This is a genomic window from Rivibacter subsaxonicus (assembly GCF_004217215.1).
Classification (GTDB): Bacteria; Pseudomonadota; Gammaproteobacteria; order Burkholderiales; family Burkholderiaceae_C; genus Rivibacter; species Rivibacter subsaxonicus.
In genome coordinates this window covers 379,810-405,443 of sequence record NZ_SHKP01000006.1, presented here as the reverse complement: position 1 = coordinate 405,443, position 25,634 = coordinate 379,810, and the positions used below count along the sequence as shown (strand labels likewise).

Sequence of the window (25,634 nt, the reverse complement as noted above, 5' to 3'; positions counted from 1 at the left end):
AGGTCGCGGTCTTCGCGATCGACACTGGAGTTTTCCCTTGTTTTCGATCATACAAGCGGCCGGCTGGCCGATCTGGCCCCTGCTGCTGTGCTCGGTGGTGGCACTGGCCCTGGTACTGGAGCGTTTTGCCAGCCTGCGCACCGCCCGGATAGCTCCGCCCAAATTGCTCGACGAGGTGCTGGCGGTCAGCCGCAACAGCCTGCCGGCCCCCGACGTCGTCACCAAGCTGGCGCAGAACTCGGTGCTCGGCCAGGTGCTGGCGAGCGGATTGCATGCGGTGATCAGCGAGCCGCGCATCAGCGAGAACGCGCTGCGCAATGTCTTCGAGAGCCAGGGCGCGGCTGCGATCCACAAACTGGAGCGCTACCTCAACACGCTCGGCACCATCGCCGCCGCCGCGCCCTTGCTGGGCCTGCTCGGGACGGTGATCGGCATGATCGAGATCTTCGGTTCGCAGTCGCCTACCGGCGGCAGCAATCCGGAGCAGCTGGCGCATGGCATCTCGATCGCGCTCTACAACACCGCCTTCGGCCTGATCGTCGCGATCCCGACGCTGATGTTCTACCGCTACTTCCGCGGCCGCGTCGACGACTACGCGGTCGAGCTCGAGCAGGCCAGCGAGAGGATGGTGCCGCACCTGATGCGCTTCTCGGTGCGCACGCCGCTGCACACCGCCGGCACGCCTTCCTCGTTCTGAAGCCACCATGGCCGTCAACTTCCGCCACCGTCGCACCGAGGACCCGGAGATCAACCTGATCCCGTTCATCGACGTGCTGCTGGTGATCCTGATCTTCCTGATGCTGACCACCACGTACAGCAAGTTCACCGAGCTGCGCGTGAACCTGCCGGTGGCCGACGCCGAGAAGGCGCGCAACGCGCCCAAGGAGATCATCGTCGCGGTCTCCGCGGATGGCCGCTTCTCGGTCAACAAGCAGGCGGTCGACGGGCGCGACGTGACGCAACTCGCGTCGGTGCTTGCCAACGCCGCGGCCGGCTCCGAGAACCATCTGGTGATCATCTCGGCCGACGCCAACGCGACCCACCAGAGCGTCATCACGGTGCTCGACGCGGCGCGGCGCGCCGGCCTGCCGCAGCTGACCTTCGCGACCCAGAGCGCACGCGGCGCCGCGCGCGCCGGCGACGGCCGCTGAGCGGCAGCCAGGAAGCACGGTGAGCCTCGAGCAGCGGCTCACACAAGCCTGGCAGCGACGCGGGCCACTGGCGCTGCTGCTGTGGCCGCTGTCGCTGGTCTACGGCGCGCTGATCGCGCTGCGCCGGCTCGGCTATCGGCACGGATGGCTGCGCAGCGAGCACCCCGGCGTGCCGGTGGTCGTGGTCGGCAACCGCATCGTCGGTGGCGCCGGCAAGACACCGGTCGTGATCGCGCTGGCCGAACACCTGCGGCAACGCGGCATGCGGCCAGGCATCATTTCGCGCGGCCACGGCCGCGCCGATGTCGAGGACATCCGCGCCGTGCACGCCGATGACCCGGTCGACGCGGTCGGCGACGAACCCCTGCTGCTGGCGCTGCGCACCGCAGCGCCGGTGTTCGTCGGACGCGACCGCGCCGCCACCGCGCGCGCGCTGCGGGCGGCGCACCCCGAGGTCGACGTGATCCTCAGCGACGACGGCGCCCAGCACCTGGCGCTGGCACGCGACATCGAGATCCTCGTCTTCGATGCGCGCGGCGCCGGCAACGGCTGGCTGCTGCCGGCCGGGCCGCTGCGCGAGCCGCTCGCGGTGGCCTCGACCGCGCGCCACGCGCTGGTGCTCTACAGCGGCAACGAGCCCAGCACCCCGTTGGCGGGAAGCGTCTCCTCGCGCGGCCTGCGCGGCCTGGTCGAGCTTGGCGACTGGTGGGCCGGGCGCGCGGCCACGGCGCAGGCGCTGGCCGCGCTGGCGCAGAGGTCGCGGGCTGCGCCCGAGGCCGTCTTCGCCGGTGCCGGCATCGCCCGGCCACAGGCCTTCTTCGAGATGCTGGCCGCGGCTGGCGTCCGCGCCGCCGGCCTGCCGCTGGCCGACCACGAGCGCTACGCCGAACTGCCGTGGCCGGCGGCGGCGCGCGAACTGGTGGTGACGGAAAAGGACGCCGTCAAGCTGCGCCCCGATCGTCTCGCCCTCGAGCGGCCCGGGCTGCGGGTCTGGGTGGCGCCGCTAGACTTCGAGCCCGAGGCCGCGTTCTGGCCGCGGCTCGACGCCGCACTGGACGATGTCGTGGCGACGGCCTCGTGAAATTCTGAAAGCTCCCCACATGGAAACGCGCCTGATCGAATTGCTGGTGTGCCCGATCTGCAAGGGCCCGCTGACGCACGAGCGCGAGGCGCGCGAGCTGGTCTGCGCGGCCGACCATCTTGCGTTCCCGATCCGCGACGGCATCGCGGTGATGCTGGAGTCGGAGGCACGCACGATCGACGACAGCGCGCCCGTGGCCCCGGTCTTCCCCGCACCCGAGGCGCCCGCGGCCGAATGAGCTTCACGGTCCTGATCCCGGCCCGGCTGGCCTCGACGCGGCTGCCCGACAAGCCACTGGCCGACATCGCCGGCAAGCCGATGGTGGTGCACGTGGCCGAGCGCGCGGCGCGCAGCGGCGCGCGCCAGGTGGTCGTCGCGGCCGACGACGCACGCATCGTCGCGGCCTGCGCCGCGCATGGCGTGCGCGCGATCCTGACCCGCGTCGACCACGCCACCGGCAGCGATCGCCTGGCCGAGGCCTGCACCCTGCTCGGCTTGGCCGACGAGGAGATCGTGCTCAACGTGCAGGGCGACGAGCCGCTGATCGATCCGGCGCTGGTCGACGCCTGCGCGGCGCTGCTGGCGGCGCGCCCCGAATGCGTGATGGCGACCGCCGCGCATGCGATCGACACGGTCGAGGAATTCGTCAACCCGAACGTCGTGAAGCTCATCTGCGATGCGCAGGGGCGCGCCCTCACCTTCTCGCGCGCGCCGCTGCCCTGGTGGCGCGACGGCAATGTCGCGGGCGTGATCGCGCAACTGCCGAGTCCGCCGCCGCTGCGTCATGTGGGTCTGTATGCCTACCGCGCGGGCTTCCTGCGCCGCTATCCGACATTGCCAGCCTGCCCGCTGGAGACGATCGAGTCGCTCGAGCAACTGCGCGTGCTGTGGCACGGCGAGCGCATCGCGGTCCATGTCGCCGCGTCGCGGCCCGGGCCTGGGGTCGATACGCCGGAAGACCTCAAGCGCGTGCGGCGCCTGCTCGCTCAGGGCTAGCGCGCAAGTAGTTCCACCGAGGCGCGACGGACGCGTCGGCGTCAGCTTGCGCAAGGGGTGCGTGCTATCCTCGTTTTGAAGATCCGGCCTCCGGCGTGGCAGCGGTCTCACCGCCGCCGCGAGCGTGTCGCTCTACGCACGTTGCCGACCCCATAAGAACTCCGAGGATTCCCATGAGACTGATCCTGTTGGGCGCTCCCGGCGCCGGCAAAGGCACGCAGGCCGCGTTCCTGTGCAAGCACTTCGGCATTCCGCAGATCTCGACCGGCGACATGCTGCGCGCCGCCGTCAAGGCCGGCACGCCGCTCGGCCTGGCCGCCAAGCAGGTCATGGACAGCGGTGCCCTGGTCGGCGACGACATCATCATCGGCCTGGTCAAGGAACGCATCGCGCAGCCCGACTGTGTCAACGGCTTCCTGTTCGACGGCTTCCCGCGCACGATCCCGCAGGCCGACGCGATGAAGGCCGCCGGCGTCAAGATCGACGTCGTGCTCGAGATCGACGTGCCCGACGAGGCCATCGTCGAGCGCATGAGCGGCCGCCGCACGCACGCGCCTTCGGGCCGCACCTATCACCTCAAGTTCAACCCGCCCAAGGTCGAGGGTCGCGACGACCTGACCGGCGAAGAACTGATCCAGCGCGACGACGACAAGGAAGAGACCGTCAAGAAGCGCCTGGCGGTCTACCAGAGCCAGACCCGGCCGCTGGTCGACTACTACTCGGCTTGGGCCGCGACCGGCGATGCCCAGGCGCCGCGCTATCGCAAGATCGCCGGGCTCGGTTCGGTCGACGACATCACCGCGCGCGCGCTCGCCGCCCTCGCCTGATTTCCCGCTAGATTCCAAGCAGAGGCCGCCGCACGCGGCCTTTGTTTCCAGCCCCGGTTGACGTTGACGTCAACGTCAACCTCATCTCTTCAGGAGCAACTTCATGGATATCGCAAACAAGGTCTTCATCGTCACCGGCGGCGCCTCAGGCCTCGGCGAAGGCACGGCACGCATGCTCGCCGCGCACGGCGCCAGGGTCGTGATCGCCGACCTGCAGGTCGACAAGGGCGAGGCGGTCGCCAAGGAACTCGGCGGCGCCTTCGTCAAGTGCGATGTCTCGAGCGAGGCCGACGGCCAGGCCGCCGTCGCCAAGGCGCTCGAGCTGGGCGCGCTGTTCGGCCTGGTCAACTGCGCCGGCATCGCGCCCGCGGTCAAGACGGTCGGCAAGGACGGCGCCCATCCGCTGGCGGTGTTCGCCAAGACCATCACCGTCAACCTGATCGGCAGCTTCAACATGATCCGGCTCGCCGCCGAGGCCATGAGCAAGAACGCGCCCGAGCCGACCGGCGAGCGCGGCGTGCTGATCAGCACCGCCTCGGTCGCCGCATTTGATGGCCAGATCGGCCAGGCGGCGTATTCGGCCAGCAAGGGCGGCGTGGTCGGCATGACGCTGCCGATCGCGCGCGACCTGGCGCGCAGCGGCATCCGCAACATGACGATCGCGCCCGGCATCTTCGGCACGCCGATGATGTTCGGCATGCCGCAGGAGGTGCAGGACTCGCTGGCCGCCAGCGTGCCCTTCCCGAGCCGGCTCGGCACGCCGGCCGACTTCGCCAAGCTGGTGCACCAGATCGTCACCAACGAGATGCTCAACGGCGAGGTGATCCGCCTCGACGGCGCGATCCGGCTGGCGCCGCGCTGAGCGAGCCGGCATGAGCCGGCGGACGGCGACCTGCTGGGCTGCCGCCGCGCTGACCGCGCTCACGGGTTGCCAGGCGCCGCCGCCGCTCGCCGATCCGGCCCTGCAGCCTGAGGCAGCGAGCGACTACCGGGGGCGCGCGCCGCAGCGCTTCCAGCGCGAGGCGGTGGTCGCTGCCCATCCGCTGGCGGCCGAGGCCGGTGCGGCGATGCTGGCCGCCGGCGGCAGTGCCGCCGATGCCGCGATCGCGGCGCAACTGGTGCTGGCGGTGGTCGAGCCGCAGTCCAGCGGCCTCGGCGGCGGCGGCTTTGCGCTGGTCTGGGACGGGCAGCGCGTCAGCAGCTGGGACGGCCGCGAGAGCGCGCCGGCGGCCATCGACGAGCGCCTGTTCCTCGATGCCGACGGGCGGCCGCTGGCCTTCGAGGCGGCCGCGCTCGGCGGCCGTGCGGTCGGTGCGCCGGGGTTGCCGCGGCTGCTGGAGTCGCTGCACCGGCAGCACGGTCGCCTGCCGTGGGCAGCACTGTTCGAACCGGCGATCCGCGCCGCCGATGCCGGCTTCGCGCTCGGCCCGCGTCTGCACCGGCTGCTGACCGACGACGCCGCCCGGCTGACGACCGACGCGCGGGCCCGAGCCCTGTTCTTCGATGCCGACGGTCGGCCCTGGCCGATCGGCCACCAGTTGCGCAACCCGGCGCTGGCGCAGACCCTGCGCCTGCTCGCGGCGCGTGGCGCCGAGGCCTTCTACGCCCCCGGGCAGCCGATCGCGCCGGCCGTCATCGCGGCGGTGCGCGGCGACGCCGGCAATCCGGGCCGGCTGGCGCTGGCCGACCTGGCGACCTACCGCAGCATCGAGCGCGAACCGCTGTGCCGGCTCTGGCAGGCCTACCGGATCTGCGGCATGGCGTCGCCCTCCTCGGGTGGCTTCACGCTGCTGCAGATCCTGCTGCTGCTCGACCGCGTGCCGGCCACCTCGGCGCCGCTGCTGGATGGCTTGCCCGCGCCGGAACTGCTGCATCGCTACAGCGAGGTATCGCGCCTGGCCTTTGCCGATCGCGAGATCCTTGTCGCCGACCCCGCCTTCGAGCCCGCCGCGACCGCGGCGATCGCGCGCGCCCTAGCGCCGACCTACCTGGACGCGCGCGCGGCACGCGTCGGCACGCGCTCGATGGGCCGCGCCGAACCGGGCCTCGAACTCGGACTCGGCCGCGATGCCGGCCTGCCGCCACCGTCGACCACCCATCTTTCGGTGGTCGACGCGCAGGGCCGGGCGGTGGCGCTCACCAGCAGCATCGAGTCGCAGTTCGGCGCGCGCCGGATGGTGAGTCCGTGGCCCGGCCTGGCCGGCGGCTTCCTGCTCAACAACCAGCTCACCGATTTCAGTTTCCTGCCCCGCGATGCGCAGGGGCGGCCCGTCGCCAATCGCCCGGCGCCGTCGAAGCGGCCGCGCTCGAGCATGGCGCCGACGCTGGTATTTGCCTGCCCGCCGGCCGGCTGCGCCGAAACCGCGGACGACCAGCCCGGGCCGGGCGAGCGCCTGCAACTCGTCACCGGCTCGCCCGGCGGCGTGCCGATCATCCACTTCACAGCCAAGACGATTCTCGGCACGCTGGCCTGGAACCTGGACGCGCAAGCCGTCGCCGATCTGCCGAACTTCGGCTCGCTGAACGGGCCGACCTTGCTGGAGTCGGGGCGCTTTGCCGCCGCCACCCTGCGCCCACTCGAGGCCCGCGGCCACCGAATCGTCGAAACCGCGCTTCCGAGCGGCGCCCATCTGCTGCTGCGGGCCGGGCCGGGCTGGGATGCCGGGATCGATCCACGGCGCGAAGGTGCCGCCAGCGGTCGCTGAGGCCCAGAAATAGAAACCCCGCCCGACCTTTGACGGTGGGCGGGGCTGGTGGATTAACCACCGTGGTGCTCCGGAGAGTTGAGGTCCGGGGCCCCTGGTGCGCAGAGACTGCGCCTTTGAGATTGCCTGCGTGCAGGCAACTGAACATTAACCGGCGGCGGACGCGATTGCCAGCACTGGCTGTCAATGAAGCGTCATACGTTCATTGAACTGCAGCCATTGACGCCGCCCGCCTTCGGGGGCATGCGTTCAGCTCTTCACCAGCACGGCACGCACCAGCGCCTCGACCCTTGCCTCGATCCCGGGCTCCATCACGATCGGCCGACCCCATTCCCGGCTGGTCTCGCCCGGCCACTTGCTGGTGGCATCGAGCCCCATCTTGCCGCCCAGGCCCGAGACCGGCGAGGCGAAGTCGAGGTAGTCGATCGGCGTCTGCTCGACCAGCGTGGTGTCGCGCACCGGGTCCATGCGGGTCGTGATCGCCCACACCACTTCCTGCCAGTTGCGGATGTCGATGTCCTCGTCGACGACGACGATGAACTTGGTGTACATGAACTGGCGCAGGAAGCTCCACAGGCCGAACATCAGTCGCTTGGCATGGCCCGGATAGGCCTTGCGGATGCTGATGATCGCCATCCGGTAGCTGCAGCCCTCGGGCGGCAGGTAGAAGTCGGCGATCTCCGGAAACTGCTTCTGCAGGATCGGCACGAAGACCTCGTTGAGCGCCACGCCCAGCACCGCCGGCTCGTCGGGCGGCTTGCCGGTGTAGGTCGAGTGGTAGATCGCGTCCTGGCGACGGGTCAGGCGCGAGAGCTCGAAGACCGGGAACCAGTCCTGCTCGTTGTAGTAGCCGGTGTGGTCGCCGAAGGGGCCTTCCAGCGCATGCAGGTAGCCGCCAATCTCCTTGAGCGGCACGCCATGTGCGCTAACGCCCGCGAAGCCGGGCGCCGCGACCGGGATGTGGCCTTCGAGGACGATCTCGGCATGGGCCGGCACCTGCAGCTTCAACTCACCTTCGCCGACCGTGGTGTCGGCCACCTCGGTGCGGCCGCCGCGCAGCAGGCCGGCGAACTGGTACTCGGAGAGCGTGTCTGGCACCGGTGTCACCGCACCGAGGATGGTGGCCGGGTCGGCGCCCAGCGCCACCGCGATCGGGAACGGCTGGCCCGGATTGGCTCGGGCAAATTCGCGGAAGTCGAGCGCCCCGCCGCGATGGGCCAGCCAGCGCATGATGACCTGGCGCGGGCCGATCACTTGCTGACGGTAGATGCCCAGGTTCTGGCGCCGGCGCGGCGCCGCCACGCCCTGCGGGCCGCGGGTGACGACCAGGCCCCAGGTGATCAGCGGCCCAGCGTCCTCAGGCCAGCAGGTCTGGACCGGCAGTTCGCCGAGATCGATGTCGCCGCCCTCGAGTACCAACTCCTGGCAGGGCGGCTTGCGCAGCACGGACGGCTTCATGTCCCACAGCGCCTTGGCCATCTGGACCAGCCGGCCTGCATCCTTCAGCCCCTTGGGCGGTTCGGGCTCCTTGAGCGAGGCCAGCAGGCGACCGACCTCGCGCAGGTCGGCCAGCGACTCGCTGCCCATGCCGAGCGCGACCCGATCCGGCGTGCCGAAGAGGTTCAGTAGCACCGGAAATTTGTAACTGCGGTGACCGTCGATCGGGTTCGACAACAGCAGCGCCGGCCCCTCGGCTCGCAGCACACGGTCAGCGAGCGCTGTCATTTCAAGCCGCGTGGACACTGGCTCCCGAACATGTCGAAGCTGGCCACGGTGTTCAAGCCCGTGCAGAAAGTCGCGCAGATCCCGGTATTTCATTCTGAATTAGAATTAAGAACTACTTCATTAGTCTTGACAGGCATTTCAGAGGCTCCCTAGACTCCGCCCGCTTCCCTTTACCAAGGGATTTCCCGCGCCCTCGTGGCGCGACGCTGCCGATCAAGCCTTGCCGCCGCCAACCCTGTTGCCGGGGCTGTCACTGTAACGGTGAGGCTGGATTGCTGTGACGAAGCGAGGCCGGCTGGACGCACATTCAGCTTGCAACGCGGAGTCCACAGACATAAGGAGTGACATGACAGCGTTCGCTTCCGCTACCGCCGCCTTGAGCCGCGGCGCCCGCCATGCCGGTCGTCCGGTGGTGGTCTTTCTCAAGGATGCCGGGCATGGGCTGCTCGAGGTGTCCCACAGCTCGCTGGCCCTGGTCGGGCTGACGGTGGTCGGGCTGTGCCTGTTCCTGGCCAGTCGTCCAGACATGCGTCAGACGCTCGAACTCGAGGCCTTCGGCTGGCTGCAGTCGCGCCAGGTGGCCCGAGTCGACACCGACCCGAGCGTGGTCGTGGCGCTGGCCGAGCCGGACGCCGTGCAACGCGCCACCGCCATCGACCCGCGCGAACTGAGCAAGCAGCAGGCCGCGGTCGCGACCTGGATCTCGCGCCGCTACAAGGTGGCGGTCGAGCCGGTCAGCCGCCTGGTGCAGGAAGCCTGGTCGGTGGGCCAGCGCACCCGCCTCGATCCCACGCTGATCCTGGCGATCATGGCGATCGAATCCGGCTTCAACCCCTTTGCCCAGAGCCCGGTCGGCGCCCAGGGCTTGATGCAGGTGATGACCCGGGTCCATGACGACAAGTACGAGTCCTTCGGCGGCAACCATGCGGCCTTCGACCCGGTGACCAACCTGCGCGTCGGCGTCCAGGTGCTCAAGGAGTGCATCGCGCGCGCCGGCTCGCTCGAGGGCGGGCTCAAGTTCTACGTCGGCGCCGCTAACCTCGCCGACGATGGCGGCTATGCCGGCAAGGTGCTGGCCGAGCAGGCCCATCTGCGCTCGGTCGCGGCCGGCAAGAGCGTGCCGCCGAGCGCGCCTTCGATCCCGCTGCCGGTCATCGTGCCGCCGACGCCGAACATCGAGGCGGCCGAGCAGCCGCGCGAAGACGACGAACGGGTCGCGCTGTTGCGCTGAACCGCGGTCGCTGCCTGCAGAGCGGGCACGAGCTCCCGCTACACTTGCAATCTCTCGCAGCGCGACTGGCGATAAGGCCTGCGCCCGCAGGCCCGAGGTGGTGAACCACTGGGAAGCGCTGCCGCACCGGTGAGCCACACCGGAGGCGCTTTCCGCCGTTCGCCTGGGCAGCCCCGAACCCGTGCCTCACGGGCTCGCGGGCTCTTCACCCTGAAGAGCACTGCCACGCCATGTTCGACCGTTCCACCTCCACCGTTGCTTCCGTCGACCCCGAAGTCTGGGCCGCGATCCAGGCCGAGAACCGCCGCCAGGAAGAGCACATCGAGCTGATCGCCTCCGAGAACTACGCCAGCCCGGCGGTGATGGAGGCGCAAGGCAGCCAGCTGACCAACAAGTACGCCGAGGGCTATCCCGGCAAGCGCTACTACGGTGGCTGCGAGCATGTGGACGTGGTCGAGCAACTCGCGATCGACCGCCTCAAGAGCCTGTTCGGCGCCAACTTCGCCAACGTGCAGCCCAATTCCGGCTCGCAGGCCAACCAGGGCGTGTTCTTCGGCCTGCTGCAACCGGGCGACACGATCATGGGCATGAGCCTGGCCGAGGGCGGCCACCTGACCCACGGCATGCCGCTCAACATGAGCGGCAAGTGGTTCAAGGTCGTCAGCTACGGCCTCGACGCCAACGAGGCGATCGACTACGACGCGATGGAGCGCCTGGCCCACGAGCACAAGCCCAAGCTGATCATCGCCGGCGCCTCTGCCTACGCGCTGCGGATCGACTTCGAGCGCTTCGCCAAGGTCGCCAAGGCGGTCGGCGCGTACTTCATGGTCGACATCGCGCACTACGCGGGCCTGGTCGCCGGTGGCGTCTACCCGAACCCCATGCCCTTTGCCGACGTGGTCACCTCGACCACCCACAAGAGCCTGCGCGGCCCGCGCGGCGGCATCATCCTGGCCAACGACGAGGCCATCGCCAAGAAGATCAACAGCGCGATCTTCCCCGGCATCCAGGGCGGCCCGCTGATGCACGTGATTGCCGCCAAGGCGGTCGCCTTCCAGGAGGCGCTGCAGCCGGCCTTCAAGACCTACCAGCAGCAGGTGCTCAAGAACGCCGATGCGCTGGCCCGCACGCTTGTCGAGCGCGGCCTGCGCATCGTCAGCGGCCGCACCGAGAGCCACGTGATGCTGGTCGACCTGCGGCCGAAGAACCTGACCGGCAAGGAAGCCGAGGCGATCCTGGGTAGCGCCCACATCACCTGCAACAAGAACGGCATCCCGAACGACCCGCAGAAGCCGATGGTGACCTCCGGCATCCGCCTGGGCAGCCCGGCGATGACGACGCGAGGCTTCAAGGAAGAGCAGGCGGTGCTGACCGGCCATCTGGTGGCCGACGTGCTCGACGCGTCGCACGACCAGGCCAGGCTCGCCGCAGTGCGCGCCAAGGTCGCGGCGCTGACGCGCGACTTCCCGGTGTACCGCTGACCGATCGAGCACGGGCCGCTCACGCGGCCTCTTTCTCTGAAGCCACTGCCCGATGCGCTGCCCCTTCTGCACCCACGAAGACACCCAGGTCGCCGAGACCCGCGAGTCCGACGAGGGCGATGTGGTGCGTCGGCGGCGGCGCTGCCCGGCCTGCGACAAGCGCTTCACCACCTACGAGCGGGCCGAGCTGGCGATGCCGGCGATCGTCAAGAAGGACGGCTCGCGCAGCGAATTCGACCGCAACAAGATCCGCGCCTCGATGTCGTTGGCGCTGCGCAAGCGCCCGGTCAGCATGGATCAGGTCGACGCCGCGCTGGCCCGCATCGAGGAGAAGCTGCTGGCCAGCGGCGCCAACGAGATCGCCTCGGCCAAGATCGGCGAGATGGTGATGCGCGAGCTCAAGAAGCTCGACAAGGTGGCCTATGTGCGCTTCGCCTCGGTCTACCGCAGCTTCGAGGGCGTGGACGAGTTCAGCCGCCTGATCAAGGACATCTAGCACCCCCGCGCTTGCGACCACGTCGCGGCGCTGCCCCATGGGGCGCAGCCGGGTTTGGGCGGTCTGTCGCTCCGGCAGACCCTCCAAGGGGTGCCCTCCGCGGCTCCCCCGCGCGAGCGAAGAGCGGCCAGACGACGCTGCCTAGAGTGATTCCCACGGTCCAGCCGGACCGGCCAGGGGGATCAAATGAACAGCAACCGCAAGAGCAGCGGACCGCGCCAGCGCGGGCTCACGCTGATCGAGGCCGCGATCACCACCACCATCGTCTGCATCGCGCTGGCCGGCACGATGGGGGGCTTCGGCGACATGCTGCAGCGCCATCGGCTCGAGGGCCAGGCACATCGGCTGGTGGCCGATCTGCAGCAACTTCGCTTCGAGGCAGTCACCCGTAGCGAGGGCCTGCGCGTGCGCTTCGACAGCCATGCCGAGGGCAGTTGCTACGTGCTCCACTCGGGGGCCGCCGGGGACTGCCACTGCGACGCCGGCGGCGCCGCACAGTGCAGCAATGGCGCGGCCGAGATCAAGACGGTCTGGCTGCCAGTGGCCGAACGCGTGCAGTTCGACGCCAACGTCAGTTCGCTGCGCTTCGACCCGGTGCTCGGCACCGTCACCCCAGCCGCCAGCGTGCGGATGGCCAGCGGCACGCGCCGCCTCAACGTGGTCGTCAACCTGATGGGCCGGGCACGGGTCTGCGCGCCGGATGGCTCGATGCCGGGGCAGCGGCCATGCTGATGTCTGCCCCCAAGGTCGCCGCTACGCGGCGCCCGTCCCCCCGAGGGGGAGCAAGGAAGCTTGGGGCGGCCCGGCGCTTCCGTGGGCTCGGCGGTTTCACGCTCGTCGAGATGGTCATCGTGATGGCGGTGACCGCGGTGCTCACGACCATTGCGCTGCCCTCGTTCATCAGCCAGGTGCATGCCGCCCGGCGCCTGGAGGCGATCGCCGACATCGGCCGCGTGGTCCAGGCCCAGGAGCGCTACCGGGCCCAGCAGCCCGGCTACGGCGATCGCTTCATCGTCGCCGGTGGCGCGCTGCGCGGCGTCGGCAGCAGCACCGACAGCGGTGCTGCCGACAGTGTCGACAGCGCCGGCGCCCACTATCTGCTGAGCCTGGCCGATGTCGGCACCAGCCGGCATGCCGTGCTTGCCACCGCGCAAGGCGGCCAGGCTGCCGACAGTGCCTGCCGCGTGCTGCGCCTGAGCCTGGTCGGCGGCAACCTGGCACTCGACGCCGGTCCTAGCGCGACCGAGCTGCACGGCGCCGGATCGAGCGCGGCCCGGCGCTGCTGGAGGCAGTGATGACGAGCCGCTTCACCCAGCGTGGCCTGTCGCTGGTCGAGCTGATGGTCGGCGCGGCAGTCGGCCTGATCGTCGTCGCCGGGGCGCTGCAGTTGCACGCGCGCCACCTGCGCGACAACCGCCAGCTGCTCATCGAGGCCCGGCTGCAGCAGGAGCTGCGCGGCGCGACCGATCTCATCGCGCGCCAACTGCGGCGCAGCGGCTACTGGCAGCATGCGATGGCCGGTATTGCGCGACAGCCCTTCGAGCCGGCCGCCAGCAACCCGCATGACGGGCTGACCACCGGCGTCGCCGGCGCCTTCGGCGCCGATGTCGACGACGTGGAGGGCGCCGCCACCGACGGCGAGGCTCGCTGGGGACTGCGCCTCAACGGCTCCCGGCTGCAGGCCCGCATCGGTGCGGGCACCTGGCAGGACCTCAGCGACCCGGGTTTCGTCAGCATCGAGTCCTTCGAACTTCGGCCGGTCGAAAGCGAGGTCGACCTGCTGCCGCGCTGTGTCGTCGGCACCTGCCCGGCTGGCAGCACGAGTTGCCCGCCGGTGCAACTGATCCGCAGTGTCGAGATCCTGCTGCGGGCGCGCGCCAGCGCGGATGCGAGCCTCGTGCGCGAAGCGCGCGAGACCGTGCGCCTGCGCAACGACGCGGTCCGCGGCACCTGCCCACCGGCCTGAGACGACCCACGCGAGGAGCCCTGATGGACACCTTCTGCTGCACCCGCGCTTCACGGCCGCATCGCCAGCGCGGCATCGCCGCCCTCGGCGTGGCCCTGGTGCTGCTGTTCACGATGAGCGTGATCCTGCTGTTCGCCAATCGCAACCTGATCTTCGAGCAGCGCAGTGCCGCCAATCATCAGCGCGCCACGGCCGCGCTCGCCGCCGCCGACGCCGGCCTCGAATGGGGCCTGGCACGCCTGAACGATCCGCGACGCGCTGACACGAGCTGCCAGCCGGCCGCGACGCCGGGCCTCGTCTCGGCGCGCGAACGCTGGCTCGGCAACGCCGTCGGCAGCTTTGACGCCATTGCCACCGGCGCGCGCCCGGGCTGCCACATGGCGCACGGCGGCGAGCTGCACTGCGTCTGTCCGGCCGTCGGCGGCAGCGCGCCCGCCGGCAGCAATGGCGCGCGCTTCACGCTGCGCCTGGCGCCAGTGGCCGGCGATCCGCTGGCGGTCGAACTGCGTAGCGCCGGTTGCATCAACGAAGCCGGCGATTGCAGCGGCGCCGGCGACGCCGTCGCCACCACCCGCCTGCTTGCCCGCCTGCTGCCGCGCCCGCGCCAACTGCCGGCCGCGGCCGTCACTGCCGGTGGCGAACTGGCGGCGGGTGCCGGCGTGACGCTGGTCAACATCGATGCCGACGCGATGGGCCTGGCCGTCCACACGGCCGGCAGCGCGCCCGAACTGCCCGGCCAGATCAGGACGCTTCCCGGCACGTCCGAGACCTCCGCCCGCGCCACCGGCGATCCGATGCTGCTCGGCCTGGCCGCGGCCGACACCAGCGGCCAGCGCCTGCTGCGCGCCTACCTCGGCGCCGAGGCCGCCAGCCTGCGCGAGCTGCCGTCCTCCGCCTGGTTGTGCAACGCCGGCCAGTCGGCGTGCGCGCCGCGAGCGACCGCCTGCGCCGATGCCGATGCCTGCGGCACTGCAGCGCGCGATGCCGCCGACGCCGGCTTCAGCCTGATCTGGATCGATGGCGCGCTCACGCTGGACGGCCCGCTCGGCGACGCCACGCATCCTGTGCTGCTGGTCACCAGCGGCGCGCTGAACCTGCGAGCCGGCGCCTCGCTCACCGGCATGGCGGTCGGCTCGACCCCGATCTGGACCTTGAGCGGCGAGACCGGCAGCCGTGTGCTCGGTGCCGCGCTGGCGGCGCGCGATCTGGCACTGCAGGGCACGCTGGAGATCGGCTTCGATGCCGAGGTGTTGCGCCGCCTTCAGCGCGAAGCCGGCCAACTCGTGCGGGTCGCCGGCAGCTGGCGCGATGAACTCTGACCGAGCCCGGAGCCAGCCATGTCAACTCTTCGCCTTCGTCAACGCGGCTTCACGCTGATCGAAGTGCTGGTCGCGCTCACGGTGCTCGCGATCGGCACCCTGGCGCTGAGCAGCCTGCAGCTCTGGCTCGACCACGGCACCGCGCTCGCACGCCAGCGCAGCGACGCCGTGCGCCTGGCGCAGAGTCAGCTCGAGCAACTGCGTGGATTCGATCGCATTGCCAGCGCCTCCGGCCACCTCGCCCACGCCGACCTCGCCAGCGGCAGCGATGCGCCGGCCGCCGCCAGCGACGCGAGCTTCGAACGCCGCTGGAGCGTGAACCAGCCGAGTGCCTTCGAGAAGCAGCTCGTGGTGGAGGTCGGCTGGGCCGATCGCCACGGCCAGGCGCAGCAAGCACAGCTGGCCACCCTGCTCGCGGCCATCGAACCCGCCGACAGCGGGGCGCTCGCCGCGCCGCCCGCAGCCGGCGCACTGGCGTTGCCGGCGCATGCGCTGCCACCGGTGCCGGGCGCGGCGCACTACCTCGGCCGCGGCCTGAGTGCGCTGCAATGGCCCGGCAGCGGCAGCTATCTCGTCTTCGATGCCATCCGCGGCCGCACCACGAGCCGCTGCGTCGGCGCCGTCAGCGCCAGCCTCAGCGCCGACAACGTCTGCAGCACGCCCTTCGAAGCCACCATCGTCAGCGGCAGCATCGGCGGCCTGCCGGCCGGCTTCGACAGCGACGCGCAGGCCGCCGCCCTCGCGCTGGAACTCGCTCCCGGCCACAGTGCGGCGGCAGCGGCCGAGTGCCTCGTCAGCCGCGTGCCGGTGCCCGGCCCCTGGCCGCGCAGCCCGGGCACCTCGGCACCCGCCGCCAGCGCCACGTCGAGCTACCACTACGCCTGTCTGGTGCCGATGAGCGCCGACAGCTGGTCGGGCACGCTACGGATCGCAGCGCGCAGCGCAAGCCTGCTGCGCAGCAACGATCGCTTCTGCGCGCTCAGCTGGGAACGCAACCGCAGCGGCGTGCGCGGCGATGCCAACGAGGAGCATCCGCCCGTTTATGCCGGGGTGGAGCGCTCGCTGGCGGCGCAGAACTTCCTGTTCATGCCGCGCATCGACGCCACCACGCCGGCGCCCTGCCCGGCCGACGCGACGGTCGGCGGGCTGCTGGTCGCCTACCTGCCGCTCACGCCACTCTGAGCGGGCAGTGGTTAGCATCGCCGCATGCTCAACGATCGCGATGCCGTCTTCACCCGCACCCTCGCGCTTGCCGAACAGGCCATCGGCCTGAGCGATCCCAACCCGCGCGTGGGCTGCGTGCTGCTGGCGGCCGACGGCGCGGTGATCGGCGAAGGCCACACCCAGCGTGCCGGCGAGGCCCATGCCGAGATCATGGCGCTGCGCGCGGCGCGCGCCGCCGGCCTCGACCCGCGTGGCGCAACCGCCGTGGTCTCACTCGAACCCTGCTCGCACCACGGCCGCACGCCGCCCTGCTGCGACGCGCTGGTCGAGGCCGGCGTCGCGCGCGTGCTGGTCGCCAGCACCGACCCCAACCCGCAGGTGGCAGGGCGCGGCATCGAGCGCCTGCGCGCGGCAGGCATCGAGGTCGAGCTGGTCGGCGGCGCCTGGGGCATGGCGGCGCGCGAGCTCAACATCGGTTTCTTCTCGCGCATGGAGCGCGGCCTGCCATGGGTGCGGCTGAAGATCGCCGCCTCGCTCGACGGCCGCACCGCGCTGGAGAACGGCGCGAGCCAGTGGATCACCGGCCCCGAAGCGCGCGCCGACGGCCATGCCTGGCGCCGGCGTGCCGGCGCGGTGCTGACCGGCATCGGCACCGTGCGCGACGACGACCCGCGGCTGGACGTGCGGCTGGTGCCGAGCGCCCTGCAGCCGCTGCGGGTGGTGGTCGACTCGCGGCTCGAGCTGGCACCAGCCGCACGCCTGCTGGCGCCGCCGGGACTGGTGCTGGTGGCCTGCGCGCTCGACCCTGACGGCGCCGAGCAGGCAAGCCGCGCCGCCGCGCTGCGCGATGGCGGCGCCGAACTGGTCTGCCTGCCCGGAGCCGGCAACAAGGTCGATCTGGGACGCCTGCTGCAGCACCTGGCCGAGCGCGAGCAGGTCAACGAGCTGCACATCGAGGCCGGCCACAAGCTCAATGGCTCCCTGCTGCGCGCCAGCCTGGTCGACGAGCTGCTGGTCTACCTCGCGCCCACGCTGCTTGGCCTCGGCCGCGAGATGGCGGCCTTCGGCCCGCTGAGCTCGCTGACCGAGGCGCTGGCCTTCGGCTTCACCGGCGTCGAGCGCGTCGGCGCCGACCTGCGCCTGCTGGCGCGACGGCGAGAATAGGCCGATGTTCACCGGAATCATCAGCGGCGTCGGCCGCATCGACACGGTCGACGCGCTCGGCGCCGATCCCGACCACGGCAAGCGCCTCACCATCGCGGCGCCGGCCGGCTACCTCGACGACGTCGCCCTCGGCGACAGCATCGCGCTCAACGGCGCCTGCATGACGGTCACGTCCTTCGACGCCGCCGCCGCCCGTTTCACGATCGACATCTCGGCCGAAAGCCTGGCGCGCACCGCCGGCCTCGACGCGCCGGGCGCGATCAACCTCGAGAAGGCGCTGCGCGCCCACGACCGGCTCGGCGGCCACCTGGTCGCCGGCCACGTCGACGGCATCGGACGCGTCGGCCACTTCGCGCCGGTCGGCGAGAGCTGGGAACTGCGCATCGACGCACCGCGTTCGTTGGCGAAGTACCTGGCCTACAAGGGCTCGATCACCGTCAACGGCGTCAGCCTTACCGTCAACTCGGTGCTGGACCGCGCCGAGAGTTGCGAGATCAGCATCAACCTGATCCCGCACACGGTTCAGAACACGGCGCTCGGCGCACTGGTCGCGGGTGCCCCCGTGAATCTGGAGGTCGACTTGATCGCGCGCTATGTGGAGCGCATGCTGGGCAATCGCAACTGATAGCCCGAGCATGCGTCACCGCCTGAGCCGCTTCGCGCTGGGACTGCTGTTGTTCGCCGGCAGTTCAACCGCCTTCGCGGCCGACACGGCGGCCTGTGCGCCGCTCGACCTGGGCTTTGGCAGCGGCAACGGCTGGAGCTACCGGCCCCTGTCGAAACTCAAGCGCGACACCGCCTATTCGCTGCTGACCGAGGACAAGGTCGGCAGCGTGTTGCAGGCCGTCGCCGACAACTCGGCATCCCTCTACGTCAGGCCGATCGACAAGGCACCGGCCACGACGGCAACGCTGAGCTGGCGCTGGAAGACCGACGCGCTGGTGCCCGGCGCCGACAACCGCGACCGCAAGCGCGAGGACGCGCCGCTGCGCGTGATCGTCGCCTTCGACGGCGATCGCAGCAAGCTGACCGAGGCCGAGCGCGAACGCTTCAATCGGGCCAAGCGGCTCTCCGGCGTGGAGCCCCCCTATGCCACGCTGATGTACATCTGGAGCGACCAGGTGCCGGTAGGCACGCTGATTCCTTCGGCGCACAGCAGCCGGCTGAAGATGATCGTCGTCGCCTCCGGGGCGGCCGGGCTCGGCCAATGGCAGGCGGTGGAGCGCCGCCTGGCCGAAGACTTCAAGCGCAGCTTCGGCGAGCCGCCCGGGCCGCTGGTCGGGGTCGCGGTGATGACCGACACCGACAACACCGGCACCAAGGCCAGCGGCAGTTACGCGGACATTCGTCTCACATGCGCCGGCGCCTGATCCTGCTGGTAGTGCAGTTCACGGCGGTGCTGTCCGCTCTCGTCGGCTGTGCCTCGCTACCGTCGCAGGAAGGTCGCGGCGAATCGCATGCCATCGAGAAGACGGCGGACACCCGGCTCGGCCAGATCGCGGTTCGTGCCGCGGCGCCGCATCCGGGCCAGTCGGCCTGCATGGCCCTGCCCGACGGCGTCGAGGCCCTCGTGGCCAGGCTCGCGCTGGCGGGCCGGGCCGAGCGCTCGCTCGACCTGCAGTACTACATCTGGCACGACGACCTCACCGGCCGCTACCTCACCGAAGCCCTGCTGCGCGCCGCCGACCGCGGCGTGCGGGTGCGGGTGCTGCTCGACGACGTCGGCGCGCGCGCCGACGACCAGGTGCTCTCCAGCCTCGACGCCCACCCCAACATCGAGATCCGGCTCTTCAATCCGGTGGCCTGGCGCAGCCTTCGCCTGCTCGGCACCGCGGCCGACTTCGGGCGCGTCAACCGGCGCATGCACAACAAGGCCTTCGTCGCCGACAACCAGGTCGCGATCCTCGGCGGGCGCAACATCGGCGACGAGTACTTCGGCGCCCCCGGCGACGTTGCCTTCGGCGATCTCGACGTGCTGACTACCGGCCGCGTGGTGCCCGAGGTCTCGGCCTCCTTCGACCGCTACTGGAACTCCTCGCATGCCTACCCGATCGCCACGCTGCTCGGCCGGCCGGGCGATCCGGCGCAACTGGCGGCGCTGCGCGGTCGACTTGCGAACTACGTCGCGGCCCAGCGCGACAGCGCCTACGCTTCCGAGGCAACCGAGAGCTGGCTCGAGAGCCGGGCCGGGAACGGCCCGCGTCTGCACTGGGGACAGGTCCGGCTACTGGCCGACGATCCGGACAAGATCGAGCTGAGCGCGGACGAGATTGCCACCCAACGGGCGACCAACCGGTCGCCGACGGCGAGTCCGGTCCGACGCGAGCTGCTGATTGTCTCGCCCTACTTCGTGCCCGGCGACAAGGGCGTCGCGGCACTGGCCGCGCTGGTGGCGCGCGGTGTGCGCGTCACCGTGCTGACCAACTCGCTGGCGGCCACCGACGTCGGCGCGGTCCACGCCGGCTACGCCCGCCAGCGCAAGGCGCTGCTGGTGGCTGGCGTGCGCCTCTACGAACTGCGCCCGCACGCTGACAAAGACAGCGAGCCGGCGGCGCGGCGCAAGAAGGACACCTTCGGCTCCTCGCGCGCCTCGCTGCACGCCAAGACCTTCATCTTCGATCGCGAGTCGGTCTTCATCGGCTCGCTCAACCTCGACCCGCGCTCGCTCTACCTCAACACCGAGGTCGGACTGGTCTGCGAGAGCGCAGCGCTGTCGGCCATGCTCGCCGACGGCATCGAGCGCGGCCTCGACAGCGCCACCTGGCAGGTCCTGCTCGAGGACGACACGAGCGGCCGACGCCTGGCCTGGATGCAGAAGGACGGCGAGACTTTCAAGAAGCTCGACGCCGAGCCGGAGGTCGGCACGCTGCGCAAGCTCGGCGTCTGGCTGCTCGGACTGCTGCCGATCGAGTCCCAGTTGTAGCCCCACGAGGCGCCCGCAGGGGCGCCGCCACCTACAATTGCGGGCTTATGCCGATTGCACCGATTCCCGAACTCGTCAGCGAGCTGGCCGCCGGCCGCATGGTCATCCTGGTCGATGAGGAAGACCGCGAGAACGAGGGCGATCTGGTCCTCGCCGCCGACCTCGTCACGCCCGAGGCGATCAACTTCATGGCGCGTCATGGTCGTGGCCTGATCTGCCTGACGCTTACGCGCGAGCGCTGCGAGCGCCTGCGCCTGCCGCCGATGGCGGTGCGCAACGGCACCCAGCATGGCACCGCGTTCACCGTCTCGATCGAGGCGGCCAGCGGCGTCACCACCGGCATCTCGGCCGCCGACCGCGCCCGCACGGTGCAGGCCGCGGTCGCCAGGGACGCGCACCCGAACGACCTGGTCCAGCCCGGCCACATCTTCCCGCTCCAGGCCCAGGACGGCGGCGTGCTGATGCGCGCCGGTCATACCGAGGCCGGCTGCGACCTCACCCGCATGGCGGGACTGAGCCCGAGCTCGGTGATCTGCGAGATCATGAAGGACGACGGCACGATGGCCCGGCTGCCGGACCTGGAGATCTTCGCCCGCGAACATGGGCTGAAGATCGGCACCATCGCCGACCTGATCCACTACCGCAGCCGCCACGAGTCGCTGATCGAGCGCGTCACCCGGCGCACGCTCGACACGCCGCACGGTGCCTTCGAGGCAGTGGCTTACCGCGACCGCTCCGGCGCCGCCCACATCGCGCTCAGCGTCGGTCGCTGGACAGAGAGCGACGAGGTGCTGGTGCGCGTTCACGAGCCGCTGTCGGTGCTCGACCTGCTCGACACCGGCGCCTGCGCCCATTCGTGGCCGCTGGCGAAGGCGCTGGCCGCGCTGCGCGAGTCGGGCCGCGGCGTCGCGGTGCTGCTCAACTGCGGCGAGGCCGGCGATGCGCTGATCCGCGGCCTGTCGAACTCGCGCGAGGCGGCCCCGGCGCCGCGCGGCCAGATGGACCTGCGCACCTACGGTGTCGGCGCCCAGATCCTGCGCGACCTCGGCGTGCAGCGCATGAAGCTGCTCGGCAGCCCGCGCCGCATGCCGAGCATGACCGGCTACGGCCTCGAGGTCACCGGCTTCGTGGCTGCAGCCTGAACCCGTTTCTCCTTCTCCAGCAAAGCGACCCGATGCAAGACGCAGATCAAGGCACGCCCGAGGGGCTCGACGGCGAGGGTCTGCGCATCGGCATCGTGCAGGCGCGCTTCAACGCGCCGCTGACCGCCGCGCTGGCCAATGCCTGCCGGGCCGAGTTGATGGCGCTCGGCGTCGCCGAGAAGCACATCGAGCTGGTGCTGGTGCCCGGCGCGCTCGAGGTGCCGGTGGTGCTGCAGGCCATGGCGCGGCGCGACGAGTTCGACGCGCTGGTGGCCCTTGGCTGCATCATCCGCGGCGAGACCTATCACTTCGAGCTGGTCGCCAACGAGAGCGGCGCCGGCGTCACCCGTGTCTCACTCGACCACGGCGTGCCGATCGCCAACGCGATCCTCACCGTCGAGAACGAGGCCCAGGCCTGGGCCCGCGCCGAGGACAAGGGCCGCGACGCCGCGCGCGTCGCGGTCGAGATGGCCAATTTGCTGGAAGACATCACGTGAGCGAACAACATCCCGCGCCGAAGGCCGACGCTGCGCGCAAGGCGCCGACGCGGCGCCCCGGCCAGCCCAAGTCGGCCCGCCGCCGCTCGCGTGAACTGGCGCTGCAGGGTCTCTACGAGTGGCTGATCTCGGCCGCCGAGGCCGGCGTGATCGACGCCCACATGCGCGAGCAGGAAGAGTTCCGCGGTGTCGACGCCGCCCACTTCGACGCGTTGCTGCACGGCTGCATCGCCGAGGCCGCGCTGCTCGACGCGGTGCTGGCCCAGCATGTGGATCGCAAGACCAGCGAGCTGTCGCCGGTCGAGCATGCGGTGCTGATGATCGGCGCCTACGAACTCAAGCATTGCCTGGACATCCCCTACCGGGTGGCGATCAACGAGGCGGTCGAGCTGGCCAAGAGCTTCGGCGGCACCGACGGCCACAAGTACGTCAACGGCGTGCTCGACCGCGCCGCGCTGCAGTTGCGACCGGTCGAGGTCAAGGCGCGCAACGCACAGCGCTGAGAGCGTCGGGCGATCCGGGATCGATCGCGCGGCGCCTGCGCCTTCGTCGGCGCAGGCAGCTTCCAAACTAGGGGTCGGGCTGGCACCGCGGCGCCAGCGAGCCCACACTGCGCCACGACCTGAGCGAGTGCCCGTCGACGGCAAGGCTGGGGCCACGGCGACCGCCCCCTGGCGGCCTTCTTCACGTTCGGAGGAGCTGTCCATGAACGGATTCGATCTGGATGCAGGCGTCGCGCAGCGTCGACGCCAGCTGGCAGGCGCGTCGGCCTTGGCCGCGGCGCTGGTGGTCGCCGGCTGCGGCGGCGGCAGCGACGGTGACGAGCCGGCTTCAGCATCTTCTTCCAGCGCCGGCGCGCAGGCCGCAACGAATGCCTGCGCTGCGCGCGTCAACAACACCTTCAAGAAGCTGCTCGAGTGCGTCGGCCTGGCCGGCGTCCGCGCCCACCAGGCGGCGCTGCAGACCGTTGCCAATGGCAACGGCGGCAACCGCGCGGCGGGCACCACAGGCTACGACGCGAGCGTCGACTACATCGTCGGCAAGATGAGCGCGGCAGGCTATGTGGTCTCGCTCAACCCCTTCGCCTTCGTCTACAACCCGCCGTCGGTGCTACAGCAGACGGCGCCGGTGGCGGCCACCTACGCGACCGGCACCTTCACCGGCTCGGGTTTCGGCAGTGTCACGGCGAGCGTGACGCCGGTCGACATCAACCTCGTGCCACCGCGCGCGAGCACGAGTGGCTGCGAGGCGACCGACTTTGCCGGTTTCCCGGTCGGCAACATCGCGCTGATCCAGCGCGGCACCTGCTCCTTCGCCATCAAGGCGGTCAATGCGCAGGCCGCCGGCGCGGGCGGCGTGATCATCTTCAACCAGGGCGACACACCGCTACGCGAGGGGCTGATCGTCGGCACGCTGGCCCCTGCAACGGTCACCATTCCGGTGGTCGGCGCGTCCTTCGCCGACGGCTCGGCGCTGGCGCAGGCTGATTCGGTGGCGTTCATCAACGCGCCGGCACCGCAGAACGTGACGCAGTACAACGTGATCGCCGAGTCACGCGACGGTGACCCCGGCAACGTCGTGATGGTCGGCGCGCACCTGGACTCAGTGCAGGCCGGCCCGGGCATCAACGACAACGGCTCCGGCAGTGCCGCGATCCTCGAGACCGCGCTGCAGATGGCCAAGGTCAAGCCGCGCAACAAGCTGCGTTTTGCCTGGTGGGGCGGCGAGGAGTCCGGACTGGTCGGCTCTACCGCCTATGTCGCCGGGCTGAGCGAGTCCGAACGCCAACGAATCGCCCTGTACCTCAACTTCGACATGGTGGGGTCGCCGAACCACGTGTTCTTCATCTACGACGGCGACAACTCCGACGGCACCGGCGCGCCGGCAGGGCCGGCCGGCTCGGCCGAGATCGAGCAGGCCTTCGAGCAGTTCTACAGAGACCGCGGCGTGCCGTTCAAGGGCACGGACTTCAGCGGCCGCTCGGACTACGGCCCCTTCATCGCGCTGGGCGTCGACATTCCCGCCGGCGGCCTGTTCACCGGTGCCGAAGGTGTGAAGACAGCCGCCGAGGCAGCGCTTTGGGGTGGTACCGCCGGGCAGCAGTACGACCCCTGCTACCACCTGGCCTGCGACACCTACGCCAACAACAACGACGTCGCGCTCGACACCAATGCCGATGCGATTGCGTACACGACGCTGCTGTTCTCCATGAACACCGAGTCGGTGAACGGCAAGCGCGGCAAGGGGAACTTCTCACGGCCGGCGCTGAAGTGGCCGGAGCATCCGCCGCAAGAGCAGTGACGGCGCGCTCCTGACGAACCATGGCGCCTGGCTGCCGGCGGTGGCCAGGCCCCATTTGCAGCCCGACGCCGCGTCGGGCGCTTAGACTCGTTGCTTTTGCCCAACCGGCCGCGGTGGTCATGGCGCCGCTCCTGGCGCGCATGAAGCCGCCAGCGCGGGCATCGGATTCATGAAGCTTGCCAATCGACTGAGTTCGATCGAACCCTTCTACGTGATGGAGTGCGCCAAGGCGGCGCAGCGCATCGCCGCCAGCCCGGCCTGCGACCCGGCCCGGGGCGGCGAGCCGATGATCTACCTCAACATCGGCGAGCCGGACTTCGGCGCGCCAAGCGCGGTGCTCGAGGCGGCGCACGACTGCCTCGCCCAGGGCCGCACCCAGTACACCCAGGCCACCGGCCTGCCGGCGCTGCGCCGGGCGATCTCGGGCTGGTACGCCAGCCGCTTCGGGCTGGCCGTCGATCCCGATCGCATCATCGTCACCGCTGGCGCCTCGGCCGCGCTGCAACTGGCCTGCCTGGCGCTGTTCGAACGCGGCGACCAGGTCCTGATGCCCGATCCGAGCTACCCCTGCAACCGGCATTTCGTGGCGGCGGCCGATGCCGAACCGGTACTGCTGGCCTGCGGCCCGCAACAGCGCTTTCAGCCGAGCGCGGCCCAGATCGAGGCCGCGTGGACGCCACAGACGCGCGGCGTGCTCCTGGCCTCGCCGTCCAACCCGACCGGCACCTCGATCGAGCGCGCCGAGATGGGCCGCATCGTCGAGGCGGCGCGGGCGCGCGGCGGCGTCACGCTGGTCGACGAGATCTACCTCGGCCTGAGCTTCGACGAGGCCTTCGGCCACAGCGCGCTCGAGCATGGCGAAGACGTGGTCTCGATCAACAGCTTCTCGAAGTACTTCTGCATGACCGGCTGGCGCCTGGGCTGGCTGGTGGTGCCGCCGGCGCTGGTGGCCCCGATCGAGCGGCTGGCGCAGAACCTGTTCATCTGCGCCTCGAGCCTGGCCCAGCAGGCGGCGCTGGCCTGCTTCACGCCGGCCGCGATCACCGAGGCCGAGGCGCGCCGTGCCGCCTTCAGGGCGCGGCGCGACTTCGTCGTGCCGGAGCTGGAGAAGCTCGGGCTGCGCGTGCCGGTCATGCCGGATGGCGCCTTCTACGCCTGGGTCGACGCCTCGGCCCACCTGCGCCCCGGCCAGACGAGTTGGGAGCTGGCCTTCGAGCTGATGGACAGCGCCCACGTGGCGCTCACGCCCGGCCGCGATTTCGGGCCGGCGATCGCCGCCAGCCACCTGCGCCTGAGCTATGCCAGCAGCCTGGACCAGCTGGAACAGGCGATCGCGCGGCTGGCGCGGGTACTGGCGGCACGTCGATGAAGGAAGCCCGCCTCCAGGAGCCTGGTCGCGTGGCGGCGACGCCAATCCACGTGCCGGCGCCCGCGTGGCCGATTGCACGATCCCTCACGGGCGCCG

Annotated in this window: 26 protein-coding genes and 1 riboswitch; of the genes, 25 read left to right on the top strand and 1 reads right to left on the bottom strand. The window is 70.7% G+C overall.

From position 1 onward, the window contains the following. Positions 1-37: 37 nt before the first annotated feature. The 8 genes from EV670_RS11830 to EV670_RS11795 all read left to right on the top strand — a co-directional run bounded on the left by EV670_RS11830 (position 38) and on the right by EV670_RS11795 (position 6,760). Positions 38-697: a MotA/TolQ/ExbB proton channel family protein gene (locus EV670_RS11830; RefSeq protein ID WP_130432286.1), complete on the top strand. Its 660-nt coding sequence runs from the start codon at positions 38-40 to the stop codon at positions 695-697. Between the two features lie 7 nt (positions 698-704). Further along, positions 705-1,151 carry an ExbD/TolR family protein gene (locus EV670_RS11825; RefSeq protein WP_130432284.1) on the top strand — a complete coding sequence of 149 codons (447 nt, stop codon included), beginning with the start codon at positions 705-707 and terminating at the stop codon, positions 1,149-1,151. A gap of 19 nt (positions 1,152-1,170) precedes the next feature. After that, a complete protein-coding gene (lpxK, locus tag EV670_RS11820; RefSeq protein ID WP_130432282.1) occupies positions 1,171-2,232 on the top strand; it encodes a tetraacyldisaccharide 4'-kinase in 1,062 nt (353 codons plus the stop codon). 19 nt (positions 2,233-2,251) lie between these two features. Further along, a complete protein-coding gene (locus tag EV670_RS11815; RefSeq protein ID WP_130432280.1) occupies positions 2,252-2,470 on the top strand; it encodes a Trm112 family protein in 219 nt (72 codons plus the stop codon). After that, positions 2,467-3,228, top strand: a complete 762-nt coding sequence (gene kdsB, locus EV670_RS11810) for a 3-deoxy-manno-octulosonate cytidylyltransferase (protein ID WP_130432278.1) — start codon at positions 2,467-2,469, stop codon at positions 3,226-3,228. Before EV670_RS11815 ends, kdsB begins: the two co-directional genes overlap by 4 nt. 173 nt (positions 3,229-3,401) lie before the next feature. Next, complete coding sequence (gene adk, locus EV670_RS11805) at positions 3,402-4,055, top strand: adenylate kinase (RefSeq protein WP_130432276.1); 654 nt, start codon at positions 3,402-3,404, stop codon at positions 4,053-4,055. A 103-nt stretch (positions 4,056-4,158) separates the two neighbouring features. Then, positions 4,159-4,917, top strand: a complete 759-nt coding sequence (locus tag EV670_RS11800; RefSeq protein ID WP_130432274.1) for a 3-hydroxyacyl-CoA dehydrogenase — start codon at positions 4,159-4,161, stop codon at positions 4,915-4,917. Positions 4,918-4,927: 10 nt separating this feature from the next. After that, positions 4,928-6,760 carry a gamma-glutamyltransferase family protein gene (locus EV670_RS11795; RefSeq protein WP_130432272.1) on the top strand — a complete coding sequence of 611 codons (1,833 nt, stop codon included), beginning with the start codon at positions 4,928-4,930 and terminating at the stop codon, positions 6,758-6,760. A 249-nt stretch (positions 6,761-7,009) separates the two neighbouring features. On the opposite strand, the gene EV670_RS11790 is transcribed toward EV670_RS11795, so the two are convergent. Then, on the bottom strand, positions 7,010-8,578 hold the full coding sequence (locus EV670_RS11790) for a UbiD family decarboxylase (RefSeq protein WP_130432270.1): 1,569 nt from the start codon (positions 8,576-8,578) through the stop codon (positions 7,010-7,012). Positions 8,579-8,831: 253 nt separating this feature from the next. Here EV670_RS11790 and EV670_RS11785 point away from each other — a divergent pair, with 253 nt between their 5' ends. The 17 genes from EV670_RS11785 (at position 8,832) to EV670_RS11705 (ending at position 25,538) form a co-directional block, all read left to right on the top strand. After that, positions 8,832-9,716, top strand: coding sequence for a lytic transglycosylase domain-containing protein (locus tag EV670_RS11785; RefSeq protein WP_130432268.1), 885 nt, complete (start codon positions 8,832-8,834; stop codon positions 9,714-9,716). A gap of 51 nt (positions 9,717-9,767) precedes the next feature. Next, a riboswitch (ZMP/ZTP riboswitch) is annotated at positions 9,768-9,892 on the top strand. Between the two features lie 54 nt (positions 9,893-9,946). Further along, on the top strand, positions 9,947-11,197 hold the full coding sequence (gene glyA, locus EV670_RS11780; protein WP_130432266.1) for a serine hydroxymethyltransferase: 1,251 nt from the start codon (positions 9,947-9,949) through the stop codon (positions 11,195-11,197). 52 nt (positions 11,198-11,249) lie between these two features. Beyond that, on the top strand, positions 11,250-11,693 hold the full coding sequence (nrdR, locus tag EV670_RS11775; protein ID WP_130432264.1) for a transcriptional regulator NrdR: 444 nt from the start codon (positions 11,250-11,252) through the stop codon (positions 11,691-11,693). A gap of 186 nt (positions 11,694-11,879) precedes the next feature. Continuing rightward, a complete protein-coding gene (locus EV670_RS11770) occupies positions 11,880-12,425 on the top strand; it encodes a GspH/FimT family pseudopilin (RefSeq protein WP_130432262.1) in 546 nt (181 codons plus the stop codon). Beyond that, a complete protein-coding gene (locus EV670_RS11765; protein ID WP_130432260.1) occupies positions 12,419-12,988 on the top strand; it encodes a type IV pilin protein in 570 nt (189 codons plus the stop codon). Before EV670_RS11770 ends, EV670_RS11765 begins: the two co-directional genes overlap by 7 nt. Then, positions 12,988-13,659 carry a prepilin-type N-terminal cleavage/methylation domain-containing protein gene (locus EV670_RS11760; protein ID WP_130432259.1) on the top strand — a complete coding sequence of 224 codons (672 nt, stop codon included), beginning with the start codon at positions 12,988-12,990 and terminating at the stop codon, positions 13,657-13,659. Before EV670_RS11765 ends, EV670_RS11760 begins: the two co-directional genes overlap by 1 nt. A gap of 23 nt (positions 13,660-13,682) precedes the next feature. Beyond that, positions 13,683-14,978, top strand: coding sequence for a PilX N-terminal domain-containing pilus assembly protein (locus tag EV670_RS11755; RefSeq protein ID WP_130432257.1), 1,296 nt, complete (start codon positions 13,683-13,685; stop codon positions 14,976-14,978). 18 nt (positions 14,979-14,996) lie between these two features. Then, positions 14,997-16,160 carry a type IV pilus modification PilV family protein gene (locus EV670_RS11750; protein ID WP_130432255.1) on the top strand — a complete coding sequence of 388 codons (1,164 nt, stop codon included), beginning with the start codon at positions 14,997-14,999 and terminating at the stop codon, positions 16,158-16,160. A 24-nt stretch (positions 16,161-16,184) separates the two neighbouring features. Next, a complete protein-coding gene (ribD, locus tag EV670_RS11745; RefSeq protein ID WP_130432253.1) occupies positions 16,185-17,306 on the top strand; it encodes a bifunctional diaminohydroxyphosphoribosylaminopyrimidine deaminase/5-amino-6-(5-phosphoribosylamino)uracil reductase RibD in 1,122 nt (373 codons plus the stop codon). Between the two features lie 4 nt (positions 17,307-17,310). Next, the gene (locus EV670_RS11740) at positions 17,311-17,931 is read left to right on the top strand and encodes a riboflavin synthase (protein WP_130432251.1); all 621 of its coding nucleotides are present in this window, start codon (positions 17,311-17,313) and stop codon (positions 17,929-17,931) included. Positions 17,932-17,941: 10 nt separating this feature from the next. After that, positions 17,942-18,676, top strand: coding sequence for a DUF3047 domain-containing protein (locus EV670_RS11735; protein WP_165393304.1), 735 nt, complete (start codon positions 17,942-17,944; stop codon positions 18,674-18,676). Beyond that, positions 18,661-20,229, top strand: a complete 1,569-nt coding sequence (locus EV670_RS11730) for a phospholipase D family protein (protein WP_130432247.1) — start codon at positions 18,661-18,663, stop codon at positions 20,227-20,229. Before EV670_RS11735 ends, EV670_RS11730 begins: the two co-directional genes overlap by 16 nt. A gap of 47 nt (positions 20,230-20,276) precedes the next feature. Further along, a complete protein-coding gene (gene ribBA, locus EV670_RS11725) occupies positions 20,277-21,371 on the top strand; it encodes a bifunctional 3,4-dihydroxy-2-butanone-4-phosphate synthase/GTP cyclohydrolase II (protein WP_130432245.1) in 1,095 nt (364 codons plus the stop codon). Positions 21,372-21,403: 32 nt separating this feature from the next. Continuing rightward, the gene (gene ribH / locus EV670_RS11720; RefSeq protein ID WP_130432243.1) at positions 21,404-21,868 is read left to right on the top strand and encodes a 6,7-dimethyl-8-ribityllumazine synthase; all 465 of its coding nucleotides are present in this window, start codon (positions 21,404-21,406) and stop codon (positions 21,866-21,868) included. Then, the gene (gene nusB, locus EV670_RS11715) at positions 21,865-22,371 is read left to right on the top strand and encodes a transcription antitermination factor NusB (RefSeq protein ID WP_130432241.1); all 507 of its coding nucleotides are present in this window, start codon (positions 21,865-21,867) and stop codon (positions 22,369-22,371) included. The genes ribH and nusB overlap by 4 nt, the downstream gene beginning before the upstream one ends. 202 nt (positions 22,372-22,573) lie before the next feature. After that, positions 22,574-24,169 (top strand): M28 family metallopeptidase, encoded by a 1,596-nt coding sequence (locus EV670_RS11710; protein ID WP_130432239.1) that lies wholly within the window; start codon positions 22,574-22,576, stop codon positions 24,167-24,169. A 169-nt stretch (positions 24,170-24,338) separates the two neighbouring features. Beyond that, complete coding sequence (locus EV670_RS11705; protein ID WP_130432237.1) at positions 24,339-25,538, top strand: pyridoxal phosphate-dependent aminotransferase; 1,200 nt, start codon at positions 24,339-24,341, stop codon at positions 25,536-25,538. Positions 25,539-25,634: the final 96 nt, after the last annotated feature.

What these genes read in the sequence shown, in the direction of transcription:
- EV670_RS11825 (WP_130432284.1), top strand. Translation starts at nt 705, where the DNA reads ATGGCCGTCAACTTCCGCCACCGTCGCACCGAGGACCCGGAGATCAAC.
- EV670_RS11815 (WP_130432280.1), top strand. Translation starts at nt 2,252, where the DNA reads ATGGAAACGCGCCTGATCGAATTGCTGGTGTGCCCGATCTGCAAGGGC.
- kdsB (WP_130432278.1), top strand. Translation starts at nt 2,467, where the DNA reads ATGAGCTTCACGGTCCTGATCCCGGCCCGGCTGGCCTCGACGCGGCTG.
- adk (WP_130432276.1), top strand. Translation starts at nt 3,402, where the DNA reads ATGAGACTGATCCTGTTGGGCGCTCCCGGCGCCGGCAAAGGCACGCAG.
- EV670_RS11800 (WP_130432274.1), top strand. Translation starts at nt 4,159, where the DNA reads ATGGATATCGCAAACAAGGTCTTCATCGTCACCGGCGGCGCCTCAGGC.
- EV670_RS11795 (WP_130432272.1), top strand. Translation starts at nt 4,928, where the DNA reads ATGAGCCGGCGGACGGCGACCTGCTGGGCTGCCGCCGCGCTGACCGCG.
- EV670_RS11790 (WP_130432270.1), bottom strand. Translation starts at nt 8,578, where the DNA reads ATGAAATACCGGGATCTGCGCGACTTTCTGCACGGGCTTGAACACCGT.
- EV670_RS11785 (WP_130432268.1), top strand. Translation starts at nt 8,832, where the DNA reads ATGACAGCGTTCGCTTCCGCTACCGCCGCCTTGAGCCGCGGCGCCCGC.
- glyA (WP_130432266.1), top strand. Translation starts at nt 9,947, where the DNA reads ATGTTCGACCGTTCCACCTCCACCGTTGCTTCCGTCGACCCCGAAGTC.
- nrdR (WP_130432264.1), top strand. Translation starts at nt 11,250, where the DNA reads ATGCGCTGCCCCTTCTGCACCCACGAAGACACCCAGGTCGCCGAGACC.
- EV670_RS11770 (WP_130432262.1), top strand. Translation starts at nt 11,880, where the DNA reads ATGAACAGCAACCGCAAGAGCAGCGGACCGCGCCAGCGCGGGCTCACG.
- EV670_RS11765 (WP_130432260.1), top strand. Translation starts at nt 12,419, where the DNA reads ATGCTGATGTCTGCCCCCAAGGTCGCCGCTACGCGGCGCCCGTCCCCC.
- EV670_RS11760 (WP_130432259.1), top strand. Translation starts at nt 12,988, where the DNA reads ATGACGAGCCGCTTCACCCAGCGTGGCCTGTCGCTGGTCGAGCTGATG.
- EV670_RS11755 (WP_130432257.1), top strand. Translation starts at nt 13,683, where the DNA reads ATGGACACCTTCTGCTGCACCCGCGCTTCACGGCCGCATCGCCAGCGC.
- EV670_RS11750 (WP_130432255.1), top strand. Translation starts at nt 14,997, where the DNA reads ATGTCAACTCTTCGCCTTCGTCAACGCGGCTTCACGCTGATCGAAGTG.
- ribD (WP_130432253.1), top strand. Translation starts at nt 16,185, where the DNA reads ATGCTCAACGATCGCGATGCCGTCTTCACCCGCACCCTCGCGCTTGCC.
- EV670_RS11740 (WP_130432251.1), top strand. Translation starts at nt 17,311, where the DNA reads ATGTTCACCGGAATCATCAGCGGCGTCGGCCGCATCGACACGGTCGAC.
- EV670_RS11735 (WP_165393304.1), top strand. Translation starts at nt 17,942, where the DNA reads ATGCGTCACCGCCTGAGCCGCTTCGCGCTGGGACTGCTGTTGTTCGCC.
- EV670_RS11730 (WP_130432247.1), top strand. Translation starts at nt 18,661, where the DNA reads ATGCGCCGGCGCCTGATCCTGCTGGTAGTGCAGTTCACGGCGGTGCTG.
- ribBA (WP_130432245.1), top strand. Translation starts at nt 20,277, where the DNA reads ATGCCGATTGCACCGATTCCCGAACTCGTCAGCGAGCTGGCCGCCGGC.
- ribH (WP_130432243.1), top strand. Translation starts at nt 21,404, where the DNA reads ATGCAAGACGCAGATCAAGGCACGCCCGAGGGGCTCGACGGCGAGGGT.
- EV670_RS11710 (WP_130432239.1), top strand. Translation starts at nt 22,574, where the DNA reads ATGAACGGATTCGATCTGGATGCAGGCGTCGCGCAGCGTCGACGCCAG.
- EV670_RS11705 (WP_130432237.1), top strand. Translation starts at nt 24,339, where the DNA reads ATGAAGCTTGCCAATCGACTGAGTTCGATCGAACCCTTCTACGTGATG.